Source organism: Gemmatimonadota bacterium, assembly GCA_039715185.1.
GTDB lineage: Bacteria > Gemmatimonadota > Gemmatimonadetes > Longimicrobiales > RSA9 > DATHRK01.
The window spans coordinates 1-19,958 of the sequence record JBDLIA010000040.1 but is presented as its reverse complement, the minus strand read 5'-3'; the positions used below and the strand labels follow the sequence as shown (position 1 = coordinate 19,958).

Genomic DNA, 19,958 nt, shown 5'->3' with positions numbered 1-19,958 from the left:
GCGGCCATCAGTAGTGACACACCGAGCAGTCGGTGCGCGCGCCGCGCGCCCGGTGACACTCGATGCACCAACCCATGCGCAGCGAAGATTCCTGCTCTACCTGGGTCACCTCCTGCACCTGCCCGTGACATTCCTGGCACTGCAGGCCGGCGTTCACGTGCATGAAATGGGGAAAATGCGCGTGGTCAGGAAGGTCGTGGATGCGCACCCACGGGATCGGCTCCTGACGGTTCCAGTAGTCGATCAGCTTCTGCACTTCCGGCCGGTCGGCGGCGGCCAGGGGCACGCCGCCCGGAGCGTGACACCCCACGCACGTCGCCACCGGCGGGATGCCGGCGTCCACGGATCGGTCCGCGGAGAAGTGGCAATACATGCAGGGGATTTCCAACTGGCCGGCGTGGACATCGTGGGGGTACGCGATGGGCTGGCCGGTATCCTGGGCCGGCGCCGCCTCGGCCGTCTGGCTCGCCTCGGAGTCGCCTTGCGCGGCGATCAGTCCGGCCCCCGCGAGCGCGGCAACCACGCCCACCGCGAGGACCGCACCCCTCCCTCGGTTCATCGCACCCCTGGATCGCTCGGAAGTCGGCGGCGTCGGACCAAGTGCGAAGCGGGCCGCCCGGAAATTCGGCGCCAACATGGGATGGGCTCAGGGGCGTCGCAACCCGCGCGCGCACGAGGCGGGCCCGGTCGCGGCCTCCCACGCATGTCTGCGCGGCGCCCGGGGACTGCCGCGGCCGAGCCCCCGCCTTAGATTCAGCCATGGACGTTTCCAAATCGCCCCGTCGCTTTTCCGACCGGGAAGTCTCCCTGATCCTGAAGCGTGCAACCGAGCTGCAGAGCTCCGGCCGGGCCGCGACTGCCCGCGATGGGCTCACCCTGTCCGAATTGCAGGAAATCGCCCTCGAGGCGGGGATAGACCCGACGGTTCTGCGCACGGCCGCGGCCGAGCTGGAGGCCGGCGCCAACGACGGCGCGTGGGCCAAGGTTGCGGGCGGGCCCATCGTCCTGATGATGGAGCGCCTGGTATCCGGTACTCTGCCGCGCGACTCGTTGGACGCGCTCGTGCCGATCATAGTGAGCGCGGCGGACGCACCGGGGCAGGCGAGCGCCGTCGGCGAGACGCTCACGTGGAGCTCAAACGCCCACGGCAACACCCGCTCGCTGCAGGTGCTGGTCAGCGCCGAGGGCGATAACACGCTGGTACGAGTCGAGGAGCGGCTGGGGGGGTTGGCCGGCGGCCTGTTCGGCGGAATCATGGGTGGCGTCGGTGGCGGAGCGGGGCTCGGGATGGGCGGCGCCCTGGGCGGCGTTCTGGGGTCGGCGCTCGTGGGCATCTTGATTCCGACGGTGGTGATAGCAGGTAGCTACCTCGCCGCCCGCGCCTTGTTCAAGGCAGCCGTCGACAAGCGGCGACGGGCGCTGTCCGCGCTCGTCGAAAGGATCGTGGAGGAGATCGAGCAACACGGACGCGAAGCACGGCACCTGTCCGGGGGAGAGGACACGCCGCTCCTCGAGTCGTGATCCGGCGGTACCCTATGCGCCGACCCACGACGCGCGTAGATTTCTGGGCTCCATCGCCGATGAAAACGGCACCCACGCACGCCTTCGTCCGGATGCAACGCGCGGTCCCGAGATGCTGATGAAGAGCTCTTCCACCCCAAGGCGTACGGCGCACTCCGCCGCCTTCGTGGCGCTGTGTTGCGTCGCCTGCGCCCGCGGCGGCGCCCCCGACAGCGGGCCGGTACCGGGTTCCCCGGAAGCCGACGCGGTGGCTCGCCTCGCCACGGGCGTCGCGGCCCTCGAACTGGGCAATTTCAGCGCGGTGCGGACGGACCTGGGCTGGGTATACGCCCATTGTCCGGCCACCGAGGACGGCCACACGGCTTTGTTGCTGCTCGCCGCCAGCCACCTCGACCCGCGCAACGGCGATCGACGCCCGCACGTCGCCGCAGCGATGGCCGCGCACGTTCTCGGACTCACGAACCGCACCTCCACGCTGCGCTCGGCGGGTACATCGCTGTTCCTTCTGTCCCGCGAACACGGAGCGCCCGTCCCCGACCCTCGGATGCTGACTGAGGCGGCGGCCGAAGTGGCGCGCGCAGGGCAGGGGTGCAAAGCGGAGACGGCGGGCGCGAGTCTCGTGCTCCTGGAGGCCGCGCTGAGCGCGGCGGACACGACGGCGACTCCGGCCGGGGCGGAAGGCATGGCGGGATCGCTCCCGACGCTGGACGTGCCTACCGTGCCACAGCGCATCGCAGCGGTCGAGCTGCAGCGGGACTCGCTGGCGAGCCTCGTAACCGAGCTCGAGGAGCAGGTCCGGGCTCTGCGCGAGCGGGTGTCCATCCAGCAGCAGGAGCTGGAGCGCATTCGCCGCACGCTGCGTCCCTGAGCACCGATCTCACCGGCCCGATGACCGTCCGCCGCCGCCTGGTATTCACCCTCCTCGGCATCGCGGTGCTGCTGACGATTCCGGCGGCCTACTCGGCGAGCCAGTTGTCCCAGTTGCAGGAGATCACCGAGCGCCTGCGCGGGCGCCACGCGGCGGCGTATCTGGCCCTGGGCCGACTTCAGCGCTCCGTCGCCGAGCTGGATCGGTCGCTGCGCGGTTACGTGGCGGCGCCCGACCCCACCCTGCGGGACGAGGTGGCCGAATACCTCGCTGAAGCCAGCGTGCATCTCGGCAGCCTCGACGAGTTGGGCTACTCGGCGGACGCCAGCGCGTCGGCGGAGCGCGTGGCGGGGATCGAGCGCTCCACGACCACTATTCGGCGGCTCGTCGAGGACGGCGACTTCCGCGAGGCCACCGCGGAGCTGGACGACGTGAAGCCGGCGCTGGCGATGACGATGGACTCGCTGAACGCTCTCGCCGGGGCGATCGACAGACGGGCGCGGGACGACGTCTTGAGGGCGGAACGCATCAGCGCGGCGGCCGCCACGACCGTACTCGTGACGCTGATCGGTGCGCTGGCCGTGGTGGCGCTGCTCGGGGCGTGGACCACCAGCGCCCTGACGACCCCGCTGCGCCACCTCCAGGCGGCCACCGCCAAGGTGATCGACGGCCGATTCGAGGTGCCGGATGACCTTCCATACGGCCGCACCGACGAGATCGGCGACCTCTCGCGCGCGTTTCGCACGATGACGGGTCGACTGGCCGAGCTCGAGCGAGTGCGCGCCGAATTCATCGGCATGGCCAGCCACGACCTCAAGACGCCCATCAACGTCATATCGGGCTACGCGGAACTGCTCGAAACCGGCATGTACGGCGAGATCCCCGACCCCCAGCGGGAGATCCTGCACACGATGCAAGAGCAGAGTCGGCAGCTCGGCGCCCTGGTCAATCAACTGCTCATCGCGAGCCGCATCGAGGCCGGCGGTTTCGAGATCCACATCGCGGACGTGGCCCTGAACGACATGTTCGAGGGCGTGCGAAGGAGCTTCTCCGCGCTGGCGGCGCAGAAGGGCATCGAGCTGGTGGTCGATCTCCGCGAGGACTGCCCGACCAAGATCTCGGGGGACGCCGACCGGCTCCGCAACGAGGTGCTGGGCAACCTGCTCTCAAACGCCTTCAAGTTCACCAGCGAAGGCGGGCGCGTGGAGCTGACCGCCGAACCCGAGGGCGACATGGTCCGGATCTCCGTCAAGGACACCGGGGTGGGCATTCCCGCGCACGAGGTGGCCCACATCTTCGACAAGTACTATCAGGTCGGCCGCGAGGCGCGACGGCTGGGAAGCGGACTGGGGCTGGCCATCGCGCGGCAGGTCGTCACGGCCCACGGGGGCAGCATTGGAGTTGAGAGCGAGGAAGGTGGCGGAACCTGCTTTTCGCTGGAGATACCGGTCCGCCAGCCGCACGGCACCGTGCGCACCGAGCCCATGATCGCCAACGGAGCCGACCACGCGCTCCCGCCCCAGACCCCCAAAGGAGCGCGCGGCTGATCGGCCGACACGAAAAAAGGGGGCGCCCGGCAGATGCCGGCCGCCCCCGAAACATTTCCTGCGAGAATCCTCAGGGCGCCGCGGCCGAACCGACTCGCGAGCTCGGCGTCGCGGCCAGCCAGGCCTGCATGCTGGCCCTGCCCGCGCGTGCGTACACGTGGTACGGATAGCGATGGCAATCGGGAGTGTTCGTCCCCCGTACGCATCCGTTGTAGCGAAGCAGGGCGCGGTCCACGTCGCCGTTCGCACGGTTCACGTAGTGCGCGAAGATGCGCGCTCCGTGACAGATGTTGGAGCGGATCTCGCGCAGATCGGGCACGCAGCCGTCCCACTCGCCCTCGTGGACGGGCATGACCTGCATCAGCCCGACGGCCCCCACGGAACTCTCCGCGGCGGGATCGAGCCATGGGTTCTCCACGAGCATCACCGCCACCAGGAGGCGCGGCTCCAGGCCCGCCGCGTTGGCCTCCTGCACCACCGACCGGGCGATTTTCCCCACCAGCGCGGGGTCGTCTCGATACTGCAGCAAGACGCGCTCGATCGGAGCGACGGTTTCGTCGTAGTAGTCCTGTGCGCCCTGGAACGCCCCTTCAACCTCCTGGACACGGTCCAGTAGCGTCGACACGTCGTGCACCGGTTCAGCCGGCCGGGCGTCCAACGCCGGAGCGACGCCGAGCAGGCCTATCGTCAGGCTGACGACGGCCGCGGCCGCACCCACCAAGGTCACCCGACGTTTCCAGCGCACCCAGTGGGCATGCAGTTCGTTCGAGGGAGACATATGTATACCAACCTTGTTCTCATTTTTCACAAGGCGCCCTCGCGGACGCCGAGAAATGCAACCTGTACTGGGGCAAAGCCCGTACCCGAAACCCTGTTCGAGCGCTCGTTACAAAGCTTGAAGTTGTTTAGGATTAGATACTTACGGAGAAAACTCGAATGGTTCTCGGTTGCCTTGAATACCCTTTCCGCTACCAATTGATCCAGTGGATGTGTTGCATCGTGCAAACGCTGCAACACCTTTCACGCGCGTGTGCGTGCGCGCGCGTAGGTTGCAACCGATGGGCGCGATCCCTTATTCATTACGATTCTCGGACGCGCGCGGCTGTGCCGGTTAGCGGCAGGAGGACGACGAGATGGCCCTGTATCGCACCTTGTACTACGGCGATGTTTCGGTTGGAGTGGGCGGCCGCATCACGATCCCCCAGGACATGCGAGATGACATGGCCCTGCAGGATGGGGATTCGTTGACCGTTCGCGTCGAGGAAAGCTCGTCGGGAACCCGGCAACTGGTGATGTGGCGAGCCGAGCAGCGGGAGGCCGACGAGCCGGAATAGGGCTAGTGCACCGTTGCAGAAGTCCGCGCCGGCACACTAGATCTCCAGGTCGATCCAGCGCACGAGCTCTCCCAGCGGCAGGCCGCCGTCGTGGCGCCAGGCCGGGGGCGGCCACGGCATGTCGCCCAAACCGGTAATCCGCGACACCCCCAAAGAGGCCAACGCCTCGGCCACGTGCGCGGGTCCGCCGGCTACTCCCGCGGTCTGAACGCTTCCCGCCAGGCGACCCACCAGGCGGAGTCCATCCTCTACGCTGGACATGGGCACCACCTGGAGCACCCGTCCGGTGCAGAACTCCTCGGGTCGCAGCTCACGATCCAGAAAGACGCCCCAACCGGACCCGGCAAGCGCCGGGGCACCGCTCTCGGCGCTCCGGAGCTCGGCGGCGTCGAGGACCTGGCGACGGCGGGCTGCTTCTGCGGGGCCCAGTGGTCCGGGAGGGAGGGTGTCGCTCAGGCCCGCCAGCTCGTCCGCCACGAGCTCCGTGAACCTCGCCGGCGAGACGGCGCCCCCATCCTCGACCAGCACGGCCACGGGCGACGTGCAGCCGCGCTGGTCGAAGGCGGCGGTGGCGCGCGCCGCGGAGCGCGCCGCTGCTTTCGCCCCCTGCTCGGAAAGCGCGTCCCGAAACACCAAACCGACCGATATCGCCGGGCCGTGCTCGACGAGCCGAACCCGCGCGGGCGCCAGCGCTCGCACGGCTCGCACCGTCTCTTCCCCACCGTACACGACCGCCAGCGTCGCCTGGTCCAGCGCGGCGGACTCCAGCTGGGTACTGCCGCCTGGCCACCAGGTCACCGCCACGCACTCGGCCAGCGCCGCGTCCACGCGCCCCAGGGCTCGGGCGAACAGCGCCGGCAGAACGGGCTCGCGGCGGGCGGCCTTGCCCAGGACAGCGCTGCCCACCAGCAGGGACCGGATGAGCGAAGTTACGGCGACCCCGAGCACGTTTCCCGCGAACACGTGGAACGCCAGCTCGGGCGCGACGACGCGGCGGCGCACCCCGGGTCTGGTCGGGTCCGGCGCGAATCGGGCGGGCGTCGCCTCGGCGCCGAACTCGGCGGCCACGAGGCCGCGCAGCGCTTCCGCGGTCCAACCCTCGGCCATCCGGGTCAGAACGTGCTCGAACATGGGACGCGACACGCCGGACAAGCCTGCGATAGCCGCCGCGGTGTCCTCCTGGAGGGCCTCTTCGCGCAGGATGGACGCGGCGGCCGAAATCGTCTCAATCACACCCTGGGTGTCGCCTCCGGGAAGCCTGGCCTCCCGAGCCGCGCGCAGTCGCCGGCACACGGCCGCGATGTCGACCGGGCGCAGGCGCGGCGCGCGGGCCAGCGTCCCCGAGCCAGGGGCGTCGAGCTCCAGCCACGGACGCGCGGGGTCGTCGGCCAGCCCCGGCAGGTGGAACGCGTCTACGAGTCCGCGCGAGCCCATCGCGTGTCCGCCCGTTCCAGCAGAAGCTCCATCGCGAGCGAGCACCCGCGCGGCTCGGCGCCCCGCGCGCGCCCCATCAGCTCGACGCGCCCGTCGACCACCCGTCCCACGTCCTCCGTTTGCACCGCGATGATCGAGCCGAGATTGGCCAGGTCGACGTGCCGCAACACGCCCACTTCGCCGTCCGGCAGTGGGGCCAGCGTGTCCGGGTCGGCCGCCACCGGCCGCAACCACGGCGCGGAGCCCTTCAGGTCGGTGGAGTCGCGCGCTCCGGCCCTGAGACACTGGTCGTAGTACTGGGAGCACAGCTCCGTCATGCCGTATTCGTTGACGCAGGCGTGGTCCGGGATGCCGAGCCGGCGCACGTATTCGGCACGGAGCGCTTCCGCCGACAGCGCGCGGCGTCGGCCCTTGGCGCCGCCCGTGTCCATGAGGCGCGAACCCTCGGGCAGCCGCAGGCATCGCTCGCTCGGCAGGCTCTCGAGCCAGGCGGCCAGCGCCAGAGACGTGCCCAGCAGGAGCACCGGAGCACCCAGGTCGATGGCCTCGCCCAGAGCGGCGAGCAGGCCCTCCGAGTCCAGGCCGCGGTCGCTTGCGAACCACCCGCTCCCCTGTTCGCCCTCGGCCTTCATCACGGTATCCGCCATGTGCGACAGCGAGGAGTCCGGCGCCTCGCGCGGCGACGGAACCAGGGAGACGATCCGGCAGCGAACGCCACCGGGTAGCACGAAGTGCCGAAAGGTGGCCAGGGCGGAGGCGTCGTAGAGCGCGAGATCCGGCACGTGGTGCGTGCCGCGGCGCGCCGCGCCGGAGGTCGTGCCGCTCGTCCGGAAGACCGCCGAGCGCTCACCGCGCGGACCACTCACGAAGGTCAGGTCCTTGAAGGCCCTGGCGGGCACCGGCGGAATCCGGCGCCATTCGGTCACGGTATCGGGCGTGACGCCGCGCCGGGAACAGAACATCTGGTACGGCGGGCTCGCAGCGTACTGGTGCGCGAAGGCGGCGCGCGCCAGTCGGTCGAAGTCTTCGTCGGTCGATCGCGCCCCGGCGCCCTCTCGGAACAGCCGCAGGAGCTCGTCCCGGAGTGCCTCCGCGCCGTTCATCTTTCCGCGACCAGCCGTCGCCTCAGATCGTCTCCGGCCGAAAAGGGTCCGGCCCAGGAGCCGCCGCCCCACACCCACGCTTCCGGGGGGCCGTCCGCCGCGAACGCCCGCTGCCGCAGCTCCACGTCCTCGGTCAGCCGCCAGATGCGAACGCCCGGCACGCCGCGCGCGGCCGCGCCCGGTTGCTCGCCCGCATCGGCTTCCTCCCGAAGCACCACGAGCGGCGCCGGCTCGAAGAACTCGTCGGTGGCGAGCGCGAACGCGGCCCCGTCGATGCCGTAACGCGCGGCGACGGGAGAGAGAAAGGCCAGGATCACCTCGGCCTGGGTGCGCCAGCCGCGCGCTCCGTCCAGCGCGTGCAACGCCAGGAGCGTCCGCGCGGCGGTGGCGTTCTCGTGGAAAGGACGGTCGGGGGGACCGAGCGGGCCGCGCGTGTCCCCGGTGAATTCCAGGAACCCACCCTCGTCGCTCCACAGGCCGGCGCCTAAAACGCGCGCGAATTCCGCCGCTCGTCGGAGCAACGCGCCGCTGCCCGCGGCGCTCGCCACCGCCGTCAACGCCGCCAGCACCTCGGCGGCGTCCACGAGCAGCCGCTCACCGACTCCCGATTGGCCGTCTTCGCTCAGGAAATGCGACGGCAACCCCTCTTCGACGCCGAACTCCTGCGCGACGCGCTCCACCGTGGCCGCGGCCCGCTCGATCCAGTCCGAGCGCCCGAGCGCGACGCCGGCGTCCGCGAGGCACCTGGCCCAGGCGGCGTTGGCGTCGGCGAAGGCGGTCGCGTCACGGGGCCGGCCTCGAGCTCCCTCCGGCGCGGCCGGGGCGAGGCCGGGCAGCGGCGGTGCGGCCACGCTGCCGCCGTACAGGCCGTCGCCACGCGCGAGCGCATCCTCGACCCAACCGACGGCGCTTTCCGCGGCCTCCGCCCAGTCCGCTCTGCCCCTGTACGAGGCGCCGAGCGCGTAGCAGCGGGCGAGCTCCGCGTTGACCCCGAGCAGGTGCTCCGAGCTGGGTCGCGTCCAGTCTTCGGCCAGCGCGTAGCGGTGAAAGGCCCCCGTCTCCGGCGCCCGCATGGCCCCCGCGAGCATGCCGTCCAGGGTGCGGTCCGCCATGTCCCCGAAAGCGGGCGCGCCGAGTCTGGAGGCCTGCAGATAGAGGAACTCGACGGCCGCCACGGGAGGGTACTTGGGCTCGCCTCCGAACCCTCCGTTGCGGTCATCGAAATCATCCTGCAGGTAGGTCAGGATGTCGTCGGCGGCTTCGCGCCTCGGCATGCCCCCCGCCGCTCGCCGACCGCGCGCCGAGTCGATGGCCGCGCGTCTGCGTTCCAACTCGGCCTCCAACTGCGGGCCGCTCTGCCGCCAGGCAGAAAGCGTGGCGCGCGCCGCCGTCAGGAGCGCGTCCGCCTCCACGAAAGGGCCGCTCCAGAGCACCCCGCCCGAGGGCGTCAGCAGCGCGTTGGTGGGCCAGCCGGCCCCTATGTAACGGTCGCGCACGTGCGGATACCGCTCGGCGTCCACCCTGACGGGGACGATCTCTTCGGACAGCAACTCGACCACCCGCGGATCGGCGAAGGTCTCCGTCTCGAGTCGCCTGCACCAGGCGCACCAGGACGTCTGCAGGGTCAGGAAGATCGGACGAGAATCGCGCGCCGCTTCGGCGAACGCCGCTTCGCCCCACCCTCGCCACGGGACCACGGCCAGGGGCGCGACGGCTGTTTCGCGCGGTGACTCGATCCCGTCGCTCGTCACGGCCGCGTCACTGTCGAAAGAGCAGGCGCGTCAGGAGCGCGTCCCGGTCGCCGGCGGGGCGCGAAACCTCCGAGCAGCCGATCTGCGCGGGCGTGCCGACGAACAAGCGCAGGCCGCCTACGTTGTCCACGCCGTCTTCGGCTCCGCCCTCGGCGCACCTGGTCGGCGGCACGAAGGACGGCCGCAGCAGGATCTCCAGCGTGTCGGCCAAAGCCTGCTCGGGCGCCTCGACGGCCAGGAGCAGCGGCGCGGTGGTCATGACGTCGGTCGCCATGTACTCGAGGAAGGCGTGCACGAGCGCCTGCGGATCGGTGGTGAAATCGGCGCGGAAGGCGATTATGTCCAGAAAGAGCCCGCTCCCCAGATCATAGAGCGCGTCGTGCATGACGATGGCGTCGTCCTCGCCGACCGGGATGGCGATGGTGGTATCCCCCACGGGGGCCACGAGGGAGAGGTAGCCGAACCCCATTCCCTCGTCGATCCCCGGTCCGGAGAGTTCCATCGAAGTGAGCTGAGCGACGTCGGTATACCAGGCGCTGTCGGCGCCCGCACGGAGCACGACGAAGTCGGCTCCGGCAGAGTTGATTCCCTCCGCCACGGCCTCGGCGGACGCCTCCGGGCCGGCGCTCTGGGCGAGCGCCAGCACGCCGTCCCTCAGGGCTTCCGGCTCGGGCGTGGAGGCGCAGGCGATGACGCTCGAGAGGGCGACGACGGCCGCCGATCCCGGTCGGAGACGCCATGGGAAGTGGGCGCGGTTGGTCATGGACAATTCGTGCGTGGATGAGCCCTGACAATCGCGCCCGGGATCAACTCGAGCCCGGGCGCGGTACGAAAATCGGTCGTCGCGCGCGCCGTCAACATCGTTGACAAGCGTGGAAAGTGGGCATTAGAGGTACGAATACCCCTCTGTGTGCCGCACGGCGCACGGCTCCCCGAAGCTAGATCCGGCTCTGGTAGGCGGCAAGGAAGCGTCCTTGCGCGTCGGCCGGATGGCCACAGGGAGGCAACCAGTGATCATGCCCAACGTCCGCGCCGGCTTCGGCGCGCCGGAAATCGAGTCGGCCCTCGTGGCCCTCCGCGTCGTCCACGACGAGTCGGAGGCGCAGGCGGAGGCGCGCCTGGCGCGCGAAGGGTTGGACGACGTGCTGGACGATCCGCGCGTGCTGAACGAGCTCCTGGCGGGCGATGGCGGCGCCGGCGACGGCCCCCCTTTGGCCCTGCTTCTGTACGTCGCGGCGAGGCACGCTTTGCTCGAGGGCGGCGTCGATGATCGCGTGCTGAGCGACTACGTGGCGGCGCTGCTCGTCGACTACGGGCGAGGCGAGCGCGGGCCGTGCGTGGAGGACGATGGGTGCCGGCACTCGTACCTGACGGACCTCCTGGCTCAGATACAGGCGTCGAGCGGCCATCGCGAGTTCCTGCTTCAAGCGCACATGGGAGACGTCGCGCTGTGGCTCACCGGCGTATTCCCCGATCGGGTCACCATGCGCGTGCAGCGGCGCGGGGCGCCGGGCATGGACTACTTCCAGTCCCTGGGCGCCGCGGGTTATCGCGCCGCCGCGCGCTCTCGGGTCGCCGCGGCGCACGGTCTCGATGACGTGCTGCACCGGTGCGGCCGGCTCTTCCCCGCGGTGCGCACGAGCCTGAACAGGATCTCGGACCGCTACATCTTTCCGCGCGCGCCCGACCCGATCGAGCGCCTGCTGCGGCAGACGGGCGACTCGGCACCAGCCCCCTGACGCGTCTCCCCGAATTCGCCGGCGTCGCCCGACTCGTCGGCCAGGAGAACCAGAAACGGAGCGACTTCGGCGAGCGAAGTATCGCCCTCCCGCACCCTCTGCCACGCGTGACTGGCCAGTCCCGCCGCTCCGGCCCGGCGGGCGCACCGCCTGACGCCGTCCGGACCCTCCCGGTTCAGGATCGCGTCTCGAACCGCGGCGTCCACGGCGACCAGGTCGAAGATCCCCGTCCTGCCGCGGTAGCCGCGGCCGTCGCACGCGTCGCAGCCCACCGCGTCCAGCACGTCCGTGGCCCGCGCGGGCAGTCCCAGCTCCGCGAGCTCGTCCGCGCTGGCCGTCCGTGGCTTACGGCACCCTCTGCAGAGTCGACGCACCAGCCGCTGGGCCAGGACGCCGGCCAGGCCGCCCGCGACCAGGTAGGGCGCGGTGCCCATCTCCACGAGCCGTGACACCGCCGACGGCGCATCGTTGGTGTGCAGCGTGGAAAGCACCAGGTGGCCGGTCAGGGCGGCGGCCATGCCCACCTCCACCGTCTCGGCGTCGCGCATCTCTCCGACCATGACCACGTCGGGATCCTGTCGCAGCACAGCCCGTAGAGCCGAGGCGAACGTGAGCCCGGAGCGCGGCTGGACCTGGACCTGGGTCAGCCCCGCCAGCCGGTACTCGATGGGATCCTCGAGGGTGACCACGTTGCGGCGCTCGCGGTCGATGGATCCGAGGATGGCATAGAGAGTCGTGGTCTTGCCGCTCCCGGTGGGGCCGGTCACCAGCAGGCTCCCGTGCGCGCGCAGGAGGATCCGGTCCAGGCGCACCCGCAGCGGAGGCGGAAGCCCCAACTCCCCAAGGGCCATGCCGGCGTGCGCCGGGTCCAGCAGCCGCAGGACGGTCTTCTCTCCCTCGACCGTGGGCAGGGTCGAAACACGCAGCTCGATGTCGCGGGCGCCGACGCTCGCGGTGGCGCGGCCGTCCTGCGGCCTGCGTTTCACCGAGATGTCGAGGCCCGCGATGATCTTCAGGCGGGACACAACGGCGGCGCTCGCGGCCGCCGGAAAGTGCATGATCTCGCGCAACTCCCCATCGACCCTCGCGCGCACCAGGAGGCGATCCGCGCGTGGTTCGACGTGGACGTCGGACGCGCCGGCGTCCCACGCGCCCGCCAGGAGTCGTTCGACCATGGAGATCACGCCCGGCGCGGACAACGCGCGCACCGGGTGGCTGGCCACGCCGGCGCGCGGCGCGGTCGACGCGGCTGTCTCCGACGGGTGGGCGGGGGCATTCTGCGGTGGCCTCGTGGCCGAGGCCTCCAGGGCGGCCAGCGCCGCGTCGATCGTCCCGGGAGCCGCGACCGCGGGCTCCACGCGGCGGCCGGTTCGGAAGCGCAGGTCGTCCAGCGCGCCGGCGTTCAGCGGATCGTCCACCGCGACAATCAGGCGACCCTGGTCCAGGCGCAGGGGCACGACCCGGGCGCGTAGCGCCAGCGCCACGTCCACCGCGCCGACGGCGTCCGGATCGGCCTGCAGCGGACCCTCCAGGTAGGGCAGACGAAGCTGCCGTGCGAGCCCGCGCGCCACCTCCTCGGGCGCTGTGCCGTTCCTTACGAGCACCTCCCCCAGGCGCTCGCGCGTCCAGCGCTGCTCGGTCAGCGCGGCGCGTAGCTCCTCCGCGCTCACCGCGCCCGACGTCAGCAGAAGCTGCCCCAGGACGCGCGTCTGCGCACCCCCATCCCCCGCCCTTCCGGAATCGGCCACGCGGCAGCATGCGGCCGGAGCCCGGGCGACCCCATGGCAGACGCGGCGCGCGGTCCGCGGCGCGCGGGCGGCGCCCGGTGCGGCCGCTTTCCGCGCCGACCTGTTAGAATTGCGCCCATGGCGACGAGCGCGGGTCCCACGGTGCGGTTCGTCGAGGCGCGCAAGCGCTTCGGACCGCGGGGCGCCCTGGCGGGGGTGACGCTGGACGCGGGTCCCGGCGTCACGGCGGTCGTCGGCCCCAACGGCGCGGGCAAGACCACCCTGCTCTCGCTCGCCCTGGGGTTCCTGCGGCCGAGCGGCGGGAAGCTCGACATCGACGGCGCGACGCCCGCTCGCTGGGTGCGAAAGTGGGGCGCCGGCTACCTGCCCGAACGCGTGGACTTGCCCGGGAGGTGGCGGGTCGGGCCGACGCTCCGCGACCTGGCTCGGCTGTCCGGAGCGGACGCGCCGGCCGAGATGGCGCGCGAGGCCGAGACTCGCTTCGGCCTCGGGGAGCTACGCGACAGGCGCACGGACCGACTTTCGCGCGGCGAGCTGCAGCGCCTGGGCCTGGCGCAGGCGGCGCTGGGCCGGCCGCGGCTGCTGGCGCTGGACGAGCCCGGCCAGGGTCTCGATCCGGTCGGCCGTCGGGCGCTCAACGACTGGGTCGTGGAGCGGAGCGCGGCCGGGGCCACGGTGCTCCTCTCGACCCACGACGCCGCCCTCGCCGCGCGCCTCGCGGACCGGATCATCGTGCTGGAGAAGGGCGCCGTGCGCGACGTCATCGCTCCCGCGGCGGTCGACCGCACGCCCAGCTCCTACAGCATCGAGCTGGCCGAGGCCCACCCCCTGCTGGGGAGTTGGACCGGGTCCGACCGGCCCAGCGCGCTGGCGACGATTTCGGTGGAGGGGCCCCGGGACCTTGCCCGCCGCCTGGGCGAGCTCCTGGAGGGCGGCGCCCTGATCTCCCGCGTGGAGCCCAATGGGTCTCCGCTCGAGGCGCGGCTGCGCCAGGCACTCGAGGCGGCGCGATGATCGGCGCGGTCAGCCGCCTCGCGGCCTCCGAGGCGCGCGCACGCCTGGTGCTGGTCGGCGTCGTGGGGGTCCTCTTCCTGGCCGGAGCGTGGGCCACGTCCGCCACCGCCGGAGGAGCCGCCGACCCCAGCCTGGACGACGTTTTCCGCCTGGGCGGCTACCCACTCGTGTCGGCCGTGCTGCTGCTGGGCTGGACCGTGGGACGCTTCCCCCTGTTCGCGGCGATCGCGCTGTGCGCGGGCCTGGCGTGGGGCGGCCGCGTCCCTTCGCGCGCTCGCCTCGTACACGCTCGCGCGGTTCCCCGTTGGTTCGTCTACGGCACCCGCGCCGGGATGTTCGGCGCGCTGGCGTTTCTGGCGTCGGCCGCCGTGCTGCCGCTGTTCGACCTGCTCGTGCTGGGCACCTGGGCGGGCGCGGCGACCTTCACGCTGGCCGGGGCCTACGTCCTCGCGTACGGGAGCCTCACCGCGCTGCTGTCGGTGTGGACCCGCGCGGACGCGGCGGGCGCCGCGGTGCTCGCCGCGCTGGCGCACCTCTGGCACGGCGCGCTGCGCAGCGGGGCGGCCGACGCGGTGCCCCGGGGCGTCGGCCGGTTCTTCTCGCTCGTGCTGCCGCCCCAGGGGGCGCTGCACGCGCTGGAGGGCGCCTTCGCGGGCGTGGAGCCGATACCGTGGGACGCGTTCGGGTACGTGGCGGGGTACGCGGGACTGCTGGCGGCCCTGACCGCCGTGTCGCTGATGCTGCGCGACGTCTGAGGCCGAGCGCGTCCTCGGGCTACGACGCCGCCGCCGGGTCCTCGGCGGGCGCGGACGGCTCCACCCCCACGGCGCGCAGCAGCGCGGGCGCCACGTCCGTTATCGCCCCCAGGCCCTCGGCGAAGGCCCCCGCACCGTCTCCCACGACCAGTCCCAGCGCCGGGTTGCGCGTGTGCCCCGCGCGGGCGTCCTCGATGTTGCCGTGGTCGCTCGCGACCACCACCAGGACGGACCCGTCGAGCGCGGCGAGGAGCCCGCCCAGGAAGGCATCCACGCGCTCCAGGCTACGCCCCGCTGCCGATAGTTCGCCCGCGTGTCCGGCCTTGTCGGTTGAGTAGTGGGCGAACAGCGTCAGGTCGTGGTCGAGCGCGATGCGTGCGAGGTTGCGCCCAGCGGCCGCGGCGCCGATGTCCGGGACGTCCGCCCGGCCGAGGTGCTCGCGCCAGCCCCCGTTGGTAATGTCGCTCGCGATAGCGTCGCCGCGCTCCAGCGCCGGAGTCGACCGCGTGAGCAAGCCGGCACCCAGGGCGGCGATGACCGGCCCCGCGCGCAGCGGCATGGGCGGGCGGCGCGTCCCCACCGCGGAGATGATCTCCTCCGGGTAGGCGTTGGCGAAGGCGACCAAGCGACCCGCGCGCGCGGCGACCGCGAGCAGGCTCTCCTCGGCGACCAGCGGTCGCAGCGACACAGGCGTCCACGGACCGAAGTGGCGGCCGAAGCGGCGGGCGGCGTTGACCCCGGTCAGGAGGGCCGCCTGGCCGGTACCGCTCTGCGGCAGCCCGGGCGTGTCCAGGACCGCATCCAGCGCCACCGCGGCGGCGTGCCCCGCGGCCCCGGTCTGGCGCGGCGCGGAGCGGCTCGGCCGCTCCGGCAGGAGGCCGTCCAGGGTGGGCAGATCGGCGACCAGCGTGGCGTTCACCGAAGCATCCGCCGGCCCCACCCCAACGCCATCCAGAAAGACCAGAAGCGCGCGTCTACGCATCGGCCGTCAGGCGCGCCAAGGCCGCGCGGAGCGCGTCGACGTCACCGAGCACCTCCACCAGCTTGGAGCGGCCCGACGCGCCCTTGGCGACGGTGACCGCCGACCTGGAGACGCCGAGCGCGCGGGCCAGGAAGCGCGTGAGCGCGGCGTTCGCCTCGCCGTCCACCGGTGGCGCCGCCAGCCGCACGCGCAGGGCGTCGCCGTGGACGCCCGCGGCCTCGGTGCGGGAAGCCCGCGGCACAGCGCGCACGCGAAAGCGGATGCGGTCCGGGCCCACCCGGACGGGGATCGCCGATGTCGTCATCGCACCTGGCGGAAAAGCTGGCGAATCAGGGGAACGCCGGTCATTCTTGTATCGTCCGCATCACCCTTACGGAGTGAGCAATGCCCGAAGCTTTCCCCGACTTCGACACCAAGACGGCCGGGGCGTCGCCCGAGGAGTCGGATGGAACCGCTCGGGAGGGAGCTCCGCAAGGGGCCGGCCCGGACGCTCCCGGCTCGGAGGATGTGGACCCCAGGCCCGACGGCCCCGATCCCTGGAAGGAAGCGGATCCGTACGAGGGCGACCCCCTGGACGGCACGGGCGCGGCAGGCCTCATGAGACGCTGGGCCGGCGCGCGGACCGCGCAGAGCAAGGCCGGCCGGACGACGCTCCACCTCGCCGACCACGTCGAGGCCGTGGAGAGCCGGCTCGGAACCGTGCTGGGACGGCCCCTGCGTGACCGCGGCCTGGACGGCCTGGCGGCGCGCGTCGAGCGCAACCCGCTCGCGGCCGTCGCCGGAGCGTTTCTCGCAGGTTGGATCGTCAACCGAATCATCGACTGACCCTCCCCCGCCCGGGTTGCAACATCTCGCATACGCTTCACCGTAGGAGTCCATCCGCCCATGAAGAACCCAGCCAACACGAACGTCCGGCCCGCCATCCCGGCCCTACTCGCGCTGCTACTCGCCACCCCCGTCCTGGCTCAACGCATCTCCCTCCCGCTGTCCCGCGAGAGGCTCGAGCAACTGGCGGCGGAGAGCCCCAACGACGCCGCCGCGCACTACAACCTGGGCCTGGGGTGGTGGAGCGAGAAGAAGTACGACGAGGCCGAGGCGTCGTTTCTGGAGGCGACCGCCATCGAGCCGCGCTTCGCGGACCCGGAGTTCGCGCTCGCGTTCCTTCCCTTCGCGCGCGACGACGACCTGTGGGACGCGGTGTTCGACGTGCGGGATCGCGACGAGGAACAGCAGAAGATCCTGGAGGACACCGATCGGCGCTACCGGCGCGCGATCATGCTCGATCCGCTCGTCGACAAGAAGATCATGGGAGCGGTGCTGCCCAAGAAGAACGCGTACTTGGCCTTCGACGAGTTCTGGTCCGGTCTGTACGACGATTGGGTGCGAGGCTACGAGGATTTCCAGTTGGGGCGGTACGAGAGAGCGTACGAGCGACTGTCGACGATTCGGGAGAACACGATGACGAATCGCTCGGCACGGTCGACGGCGGGCATCGATACGAACCGGGACCTGCGTGGAAACAGGCGCAGCGAGGACCGCCTCAACGAGGGCATCCTCTGGTTCCACGGGCTGGCGGCGGCGCACGTGGGCGACTGGGAGCCCGCCATCGAGGATTTCGAGATCCTGGTCGAGCGGTCGCTGCGGCAGGAATTGGTGGACTCGCTGGTGTACGCCCCGCTCAACACCGGCGACTACCAGTTCATCCTCGGCGTGCTGCACAAGGAGGCCGGCGACGACCCGAAGGCCATCGAGTACTTCACCGACGCGCTCACGCGCGACCTGTCGCTGTTCATGGCCCACGTGCACATGGCCAACATCTTCGAGGCGCAGCGCCGGTTCGACCGCGCGCTGGAGGAGCGCCAGCGGGCGGTCAACGCCAACCCGGGAGACGGCAGCCTGCTGATGGAGCTGGGCCTGACGCAGTACCGGGCGGGGCAGCGGCAGGAGGCGGCCCGTAGCCTCGAACAGGCCCAGGAGGTCAATCCCCGGGACGCGCGGCCGCTGTACCTGCTGGGCCTCGTGCGAGTCGCCCTGGGAGACGGCGACGGGGCCTACCAGGCCTTCGAGCAGTTCGTGGAGCGCGCCCCCGCGCGGCTGGGTCAGCAGATCCAGGACGCGCGCGCGCGCCTCGACGCGATGAAGCAGTGACCCGCCTCCTCAGGCGCGCCACCCTGGTGGTCACGGCGGCCGGCATGGCCGTCTGCACGGCGCCGCTGGCGGGCCAGAACCCCGCCTACGAAGAGCTGCAGAACTTCTCCTCGGTGCTGAACCACGTCCGCCTCAACTACGTGGACTCGGTGAGCTACCGCGAGCTGGTACGGGCGGCGATCGACGGCGTGCTACGCTCGCTGGACCCGCACAGCTACTTCGCCGAGCGCGGCGCGTGGGACAAGCGCGCGGCGTTCGAGGCCGGCGAGGCCGCGTGGTGCGGCATCACGCTCGAGCGGGTAGGCGAAGAGATCGTCGTGCTGTCGGTCGATCCCGGTGGGCCCGCCGACCGCTCGGGCGTGCGCCCGGGTGACAGGCTCCTGACCGTCGCGGACACGTCGGTGGCCGGCCTGAGCGCCGTGGAGGCGGAGGCGGAGCTGATCGGCGACGAGGGCACGAAGGTGACCCTGGCCTTCGAGCGGGGCCCGCGCTTCGAGCCCGACACGCTGCGGGTGAGCCTCGAGCGCAAGCGGCCGAACGCCCGGTCGGTACGCAACGTCCGCCTGCTGGACCAGCGCACCGGCTACCTCCGCTTGACCCGCTTCCGCGCTGACGCGGGTGAGGAGCTGCGGGACGCCATCGAGCGCCTGAGAGATAACGGCGCGGATCGGCTGATCCTGGACCTGCGGGGCAATCCCGGGGGAGCGCTGAACGCAGCGCTCGACGTGGCGGGCCTGTTCCTGCCCAAACGCGCGGTGGTCTTCCGGATGTTCGGCCGCAAGGCGGACACCAACGCCGAGGCCTCCCTCGACCGCGCCGGACCCTTCCAGCGGATGGCGCTCGTGGTCCTGGTGGACGCCTCGTCGGCGAGCGCCTCGGAAGCCGTGGCGGGCGCCCTCCAGGATCACAGACGCGCGGTGATCGTCGGGCGGCGCACCTTCGGCAAGGCGCTGGCGCAGGCGCCGTTCTTTCTGCCGGGCGGGGACGTGGTGTGGCTTACGATCGGCCGGATCTGGACGCCCTCAGGACGAAGCCTGCAGCGGGAGTACCGCAATCGCACCATCGAGGCCTACCGCGAGGACGCGGGCTCACCGGATCGGGGGCGGGCGGCGGACGAGGATGGCGCGCCCGGCGAAGAAGAGCGCGGCGGCGTGGCCCCGGATCTACCCGTGGAGAGGCCCGGAGCGCCGCCCGCCTGGTGGAGCGCGGCGCTGGAGCAGGACCTTCAGCTCGCGGTCGCGGACAGCGTGGCGCAAACCCTCCCGGAGTCGCCGGAGAGCCGGGCGGAATGGCTGACCAACCCCGACCGCTGGGGGACGGCGTTGCTCGAGCCCTTCATGGAGTCGGCGCGGGCGGCGTTGGGGCCGCTCCCGGACCCCGAGTCGGACGCGTCCTCCACCATGGCGACCCTGCTCGCGGCGAGGGTCGCGGAGGTTCGCTGGGGCGAGGACGCCGGCCTGGAGCTGAGGCTGTCCACCGACGTCGACGTCCTGGCCGGGCTGGAGGTGCTCAGCCGCTGACCCCCGGGACGACCCGCTGCCGGAACACTTGCCGCGCAGCCGCGATTCTTGCATCCACCATGTGTGGTTGTGGGTCGGGCCGCCCAGGCGGCCCAGCGGGGGACGCCCGCGAACGATCCGCTTGAACGGCCTCCCACAGAATCGAGCATGAGGCGACACAACGCCGCCAAGATCCCATCGATTCGCGCAAGCAGCGCAATTGGTGCCACCGCTGCCGTGTTGGCGATGGTGCTGGCCGGCGCGCATGGCCTGGTGGCTCAGGCGAACGACCGCATGGGTCCGATCCGGTCCGAATGGCGGACCGACTTCGACACGTTCTCGGTCGATCCCGACTCGCTCTACCGGTTCGGTCCGCGCAACGCCATTCCGGCGCTCACCGATCCGGGGTTCGAGACGCAGGAGTCGACGAGCGGCTGGCTGGGCGACCGCGAGCCGGTCGTGGTGGTCAGTCAGGGCGATGAGACCCGAGCGTACCCGGTGCAGATCCTCATGCT

The 19,958-nt window shown here is 71.6% G+C and carries 20 protein-coding genes; 11 read left to right on the top strand and 9 right to left on the bottom strand.

What is annotated here, in order from left to right; all coding sequences use genetic code 11:
• Window positions 1-7: 7 nt before the first annotated feature.
• A complete protein-coding gene (locus ABFS34_09115; protein ID MEN8375595.1) occupies window positions 8-559 on the bottom strand; it encodes a cytochrome c3 family protein in 552 nt (183 codons plus the stop codon).
• Between the two features lie 200 nt (window positions 560-759).
• Here ABFS34_09115 and ABFS34_09110 point away from each other — a divergent pair, with 200 nt between their 5' ends.
• From ABFS34_09110 to ABFS34_09100, 3 genes are all read left to right on the top strand, one after another.
• Window positions 760-1,521, top strand: coding sequence for a hypothetical protein (locus ABFS34_09110; GenBank protein MEN8375594.1), 762 nt, complete (start codon window positions 760-762; stop codon window positions 1,519-1,521).
• Between the two features lie 118 nt (window positions 1,522-1,639).
• Window positions 1,640-2,389, top strand: a complete 750-nt coding sequence (locus ABFS34_09105; GenBank protein MEN8375593.1) for a hypothetical protein — start codon at window positions 1,640-1,642, stop codon at window positions 2,387-2,389.
• 20 nt (window positions 2,390-2,409) lie between these two features.
• Complete coding sequence (locus ABFS34_09100; protein ID MEN8375592.1) at window positions 2,410-3,936, top strand: HAMP domain-containing sensor histidine kinase; 1,527 nt, start codon at window positions 2,410-2,412, stop codon at window positions 3,934-3,936.
• Between the two features lie 70 nt (window positions 3,937-4,006).
• On the opposite strand, the gene ABFS34_09095 is transcribed toward ABFS34_09100, so the two are convergent.
• Window positions 4,007-4,663: a lytic transglycosylase domain-containing protein gene (locus ABFS34_09095; GenBank protein MEN8375591.1), complete on the bottom strand. Its 657-nt coding sequence runs from the start codon at window positions 4,661-4,663 to the stop codon at window positions 4,007-4,009.
• Window positions 4,664-5,069: 406 nt separating this feature from the next.
• Between ABFS34_09095 and ABFS34_09090 the strand changes: the two genes are divergently transcribed.
• A complete protein-coding gene (locus tag ABFS34_09090; GenBank protein ID MEN8375590.1) occupies window positions 5,070-5,270 on the top strand; it encodes an AbrB/MazE/SpoVT family DNA-binding domain-containing protein in 201 nt (66 codons plus the stop codon).
• Between the two features lie 36 nt (window positions 5,271-5,306).
• Here the strand turns inward: ABFS34_09090 and ABFS34_09085 are convergent, their stop codons facing one another.
• The 4 genes from ABFS34_09085 to ABFS34_09070 are packed head-to-tail and all read right to left on the bottom strand — an operon-like array spanning window position 5,307 to window position 10,321.
• A complete protein-coding gene (locus ABFS34_09085; protein ID MEN8375589.1) occupies window positions 5,307-6,704 on the bottom strand; it encodes an acyl-CoA reductase in 1,398 nt (465 codons plus the stop codon).
• Window positions 6,683-7,807, bottom strand: coding sequence for a hypothetical protein (locus ABFS34_09080; GenBank protein ID MEN8375588.1), 1,125 nt, complete (start codon window positions 7,805-7,807; stop codon window positions 6,683-6,685). The genes ABFS34_09085 and ABFS34_09080 overlap by 22 nt, the downstream gene beginning before the upstream one ends.
• Window positions 7,804-9,558 carry a DUF255 domain-containing protein gene (locus tag ABFS34_09075; GenBank protein ID MEN8375587.1) on the bottom strand — a complete coding sequence of 585 codons (1,755 nt, stop codon included), beginning with the start codon at window positions 9,556-9,558 and terminating at the stop codon, window positions 7,804-7,806. Before ABFS34_09075 ends, ABFS34_09080 begins: the two co-directional genes overlap by 4 nt.
• A gap of 7 nt (window positions 9,559-9,565) precedes the next feature.
• Window positions 9,566-10,321: a hypothetical protein gene (locus ABFS34_09070; protein ID MEN8375586.1), complete on the bottom strand. Its 756-nt coding sequence runs from the start codon at window positions 10,319-10,321 to the stop codon at window positions 9,566-9,568.
• A 247-nt stretch (window positions 10,322-10,568) separates the two neighbouring features.
• Here ABFS34_09070 and ABFS34_09065 point away from each other — a divergent pair, with 247 nt between their 5' ends.
• Window positions 10,569-11,297, top strand: a complete 729-nt coding sequence (locus ABFS34_09065; GenBank protein ID MEN8375585.1) for a hypothetical protein — start codon at window positions 10,569-10,571, stop codon at window positions 11,295-11,297.
• Here the strand turns inward: ABFS34_09065 and ABFS34_09060 are convergent.
• Window positions 11,222-13,045: an ATPase, T2SS/T4P/T4SS family gene (locus ABFS34_09060; protein ID MEN8375584.1), complete on the bottom strand. Its 1,824-nt coding sequence runs from the start codon at window positions 13,043-13,045 to the stop codon at window positions 11,222-11,224. The genes ABFS34_09065 and ABFS34_09060 overlap by 76 nt on opposite strands.
• 117 nt (window positions 13,046-13,162) lie before the next feature.
• On the opposite strand from ABFS34_09060, the gene ABFS34_09055 reads away from it, so the two are divergent.
• Together ABFS34_09055 and ABFS34_09050 are read left to right on the top strand one after the other, a co-directional pair.
• Complete coding sequence (locus tag ABFS34_09055) at window positions 13,163-14,059, top strand: ABC transporter ATP-binding protein (GenBank protein MEN8375583.1); 897 nt, start codon at window positions 13,163-13,165, stop codon at window positions 14,057-14,059.
• The gene (locus ABFS34_09050) at window positions 14,056-14,814 is read left to right on the top strand and encodes a hypothetical protein (protein ID MEN8375582.1); all 759 of its coding nucleotides are present in this window, start codon (window positions 14,056-14,058) and stop codon (window positions 14,812-14,814) included. The genes ABFS34_09055 and ABFS34_09050 overlap by 4 nt, the downstream gene beginning before the upstream one ends.
• 19 nt (window positions 14,815-14,833) lie before the next feature.
• Here ABFS34_09050 and ABFS34_09045 read toward each other — a convergent pair whose 3' ends face one another.
• Window positions 14,834-15,796, bottom strand: coding sequence for an alkaline phosphatase family protein (locus ABFS34_09045; protein MEN8375581.1), 963 nt, complete (start codon window positions 15,794-15,796; stop codon window positions 14,834-14,836).
• Window positions 15,789-16,100: a DUF167 domain-containing protein gene (locus ABFS34_09040; protein MEN8375580.1), complete on the bottom strand. Its 312-nt coding sequence runs from the start codon at window positions 16,098-16,100 to the stop codon at window positions 15,789-15,791. Before ABFS34_09040 ends, ABFS34_09045 begins: the two co-directional genes overlap by 8 nt.
• Before the next feature lie 80 nt (window positions 16,101-16,180).
• Here ABFS34_09040 and ABFS34_09035 point away from each other — a divergent pair, with 80 nt between their 5' ends.
• The 4 genes from ABFS34_09035 to ABFS34_09020 all read left to right on the top strand — a co-directional run.
• Complete coding sequence (locus ABFS34_09035; GenBank protein MEN8375579.1) at window positions 16,181-16,621, top strand: hypothetical protein; 441 nt, start codon at window positions 16,181-16,183, stop codon at window positions 16,619-16,621.
• 60 nt (window positions 16,622-16,681) lie between these two features.
• Window positions 16,682-17,944, top strand: a complete 1,263-nt coding sequence (locus tag ABFS34_09030) for a tetratricopeptide repeat protein (GenBank protein MEN8375578.1) — start codon at window positions 16,682-16,684, stop codon at window positions 17,942-17,944.
• Window positions 17,941-19,464, top strand: coding sequence for a S41 family peptidase (locus ABFS34_09025; GenBank protein ID MEN8375577.1), 1,524 nt, complete (start codon window positions 17,941-17,943; stop codon window positions 19,462-19,464). The genes ABFS34_09030 and ABFS34_09025 overlap by 4 nt, the downstream gene beginning before the upstream one ends.
• 147 nt (window positions 19,465-19,611) lie before the next feature.
• Window positions 19,612-19,958: DUF3179 domain-containing (seleno)protein (locus ABFS34_09020; protein MEN8375576.1), on the top strand; the 347-nt coding region annotated here is incomplete at its 3' end.

Bases quoted from the DNA above. Each gene is read 5' to 3' on its own strand.
- ABFS34_09115 (MEN8375595.1), bottom strand. From the start codon at position 559: ATGAACCGAGGGAGGGGTGCGGTCCTCGCGGTGGGCGTGGTTGCCGCG.
- ABFS34_09110 (MEN8375594.1), top strand. From the start codon at position 760: ATGGACGTTTCCAAATCGCCCCGTCGCTTTTCCGACCGGGAAGTCTCC.
- ABFS34_09105 (MEN8375593.1), top strand. From the start codon at position 1,640: ATGAAGAGCTCTTCCACCCCAAGGCGTACGGCGCACTCCGCCGCCTTC.
- ABFS34_09100 (MEN8375592.1), top strand. From the start codon at position 2,410: ATGACCGTCCGCCGCCGCCTGGTATTCACCCTCCTCGGCATCGCGGTG.
- ABFS34_09090 (MEN8375590.1), top strand. From the start codon at position 5,070: ATGGCCCTGTATCGCACCTTGTACTACGGCGATGTTTCGGTTGGAGTG.
- ABFS34_09085 (MEN8375589.1), bottom strand. From the start codon at position 6,704: ATGGGCTCGCGCGGACTCGTAGACGCGTTCCACCTGCCGGGGCTGGCC.
- ABFS34_09080 (MEN8375588.1), bottom strand. From the start codon at position 7,807: ATGAACGGCGCGGAGGCACTCCGGGACGAGCTCCTGCGGCTGTTCCGA.
- ABFS34_09070 (MEN8375586.1), bottom strand. From the start codon at position 10,321: ATGACCAACCGCGCCCACTTCCCATGGCGTCTCCGACCGGGATCGGCG.
- ABFS34_09055 (MEN8375583.1), top strand. From the start codon at position 13,163: ATGGCGACGAGCGCGGGTCCCACGGTGCGGTTCGTCGAGGCGCGCAAG.
- ABFS34_09050 (MEN8375582.1), top strand. From the start codon at position 14,056: ATGATCGGCGCGGTCAGCCGCCTCGCGGCCTCCGAGGCGCGCGCACGC.
- ABFS34_09045 (MEN8375581.1), bottom strand. From the start codon at position 15,796: ATGCGTAGACGCGCGCTTCTGGTCTTTCTGGATGGCGTTGGGGTGGGG.
- ABFS34_09040 (MEN8375580.1), bottom strand. From the start codon at position 16,100: ATGACGACATCGGCGATCCCCGTCCGGGTGGGCCCGGACCGCATCCGC.
- ABFS34_09035 (MEN8375579.1), top strand. From the start codon at position 16,181: ATGCCCGAAGCTTTCCCCGACTTCGACACCAAGACGGCCGGGGCGTCG.
- ABFS34_09030 (MEN8375578.1), top strand. From the start codon at position 16,682: ATGAAGAACCCAGCCAACACGAACGTCCGGCCCGCCATCCCGGCCCTA.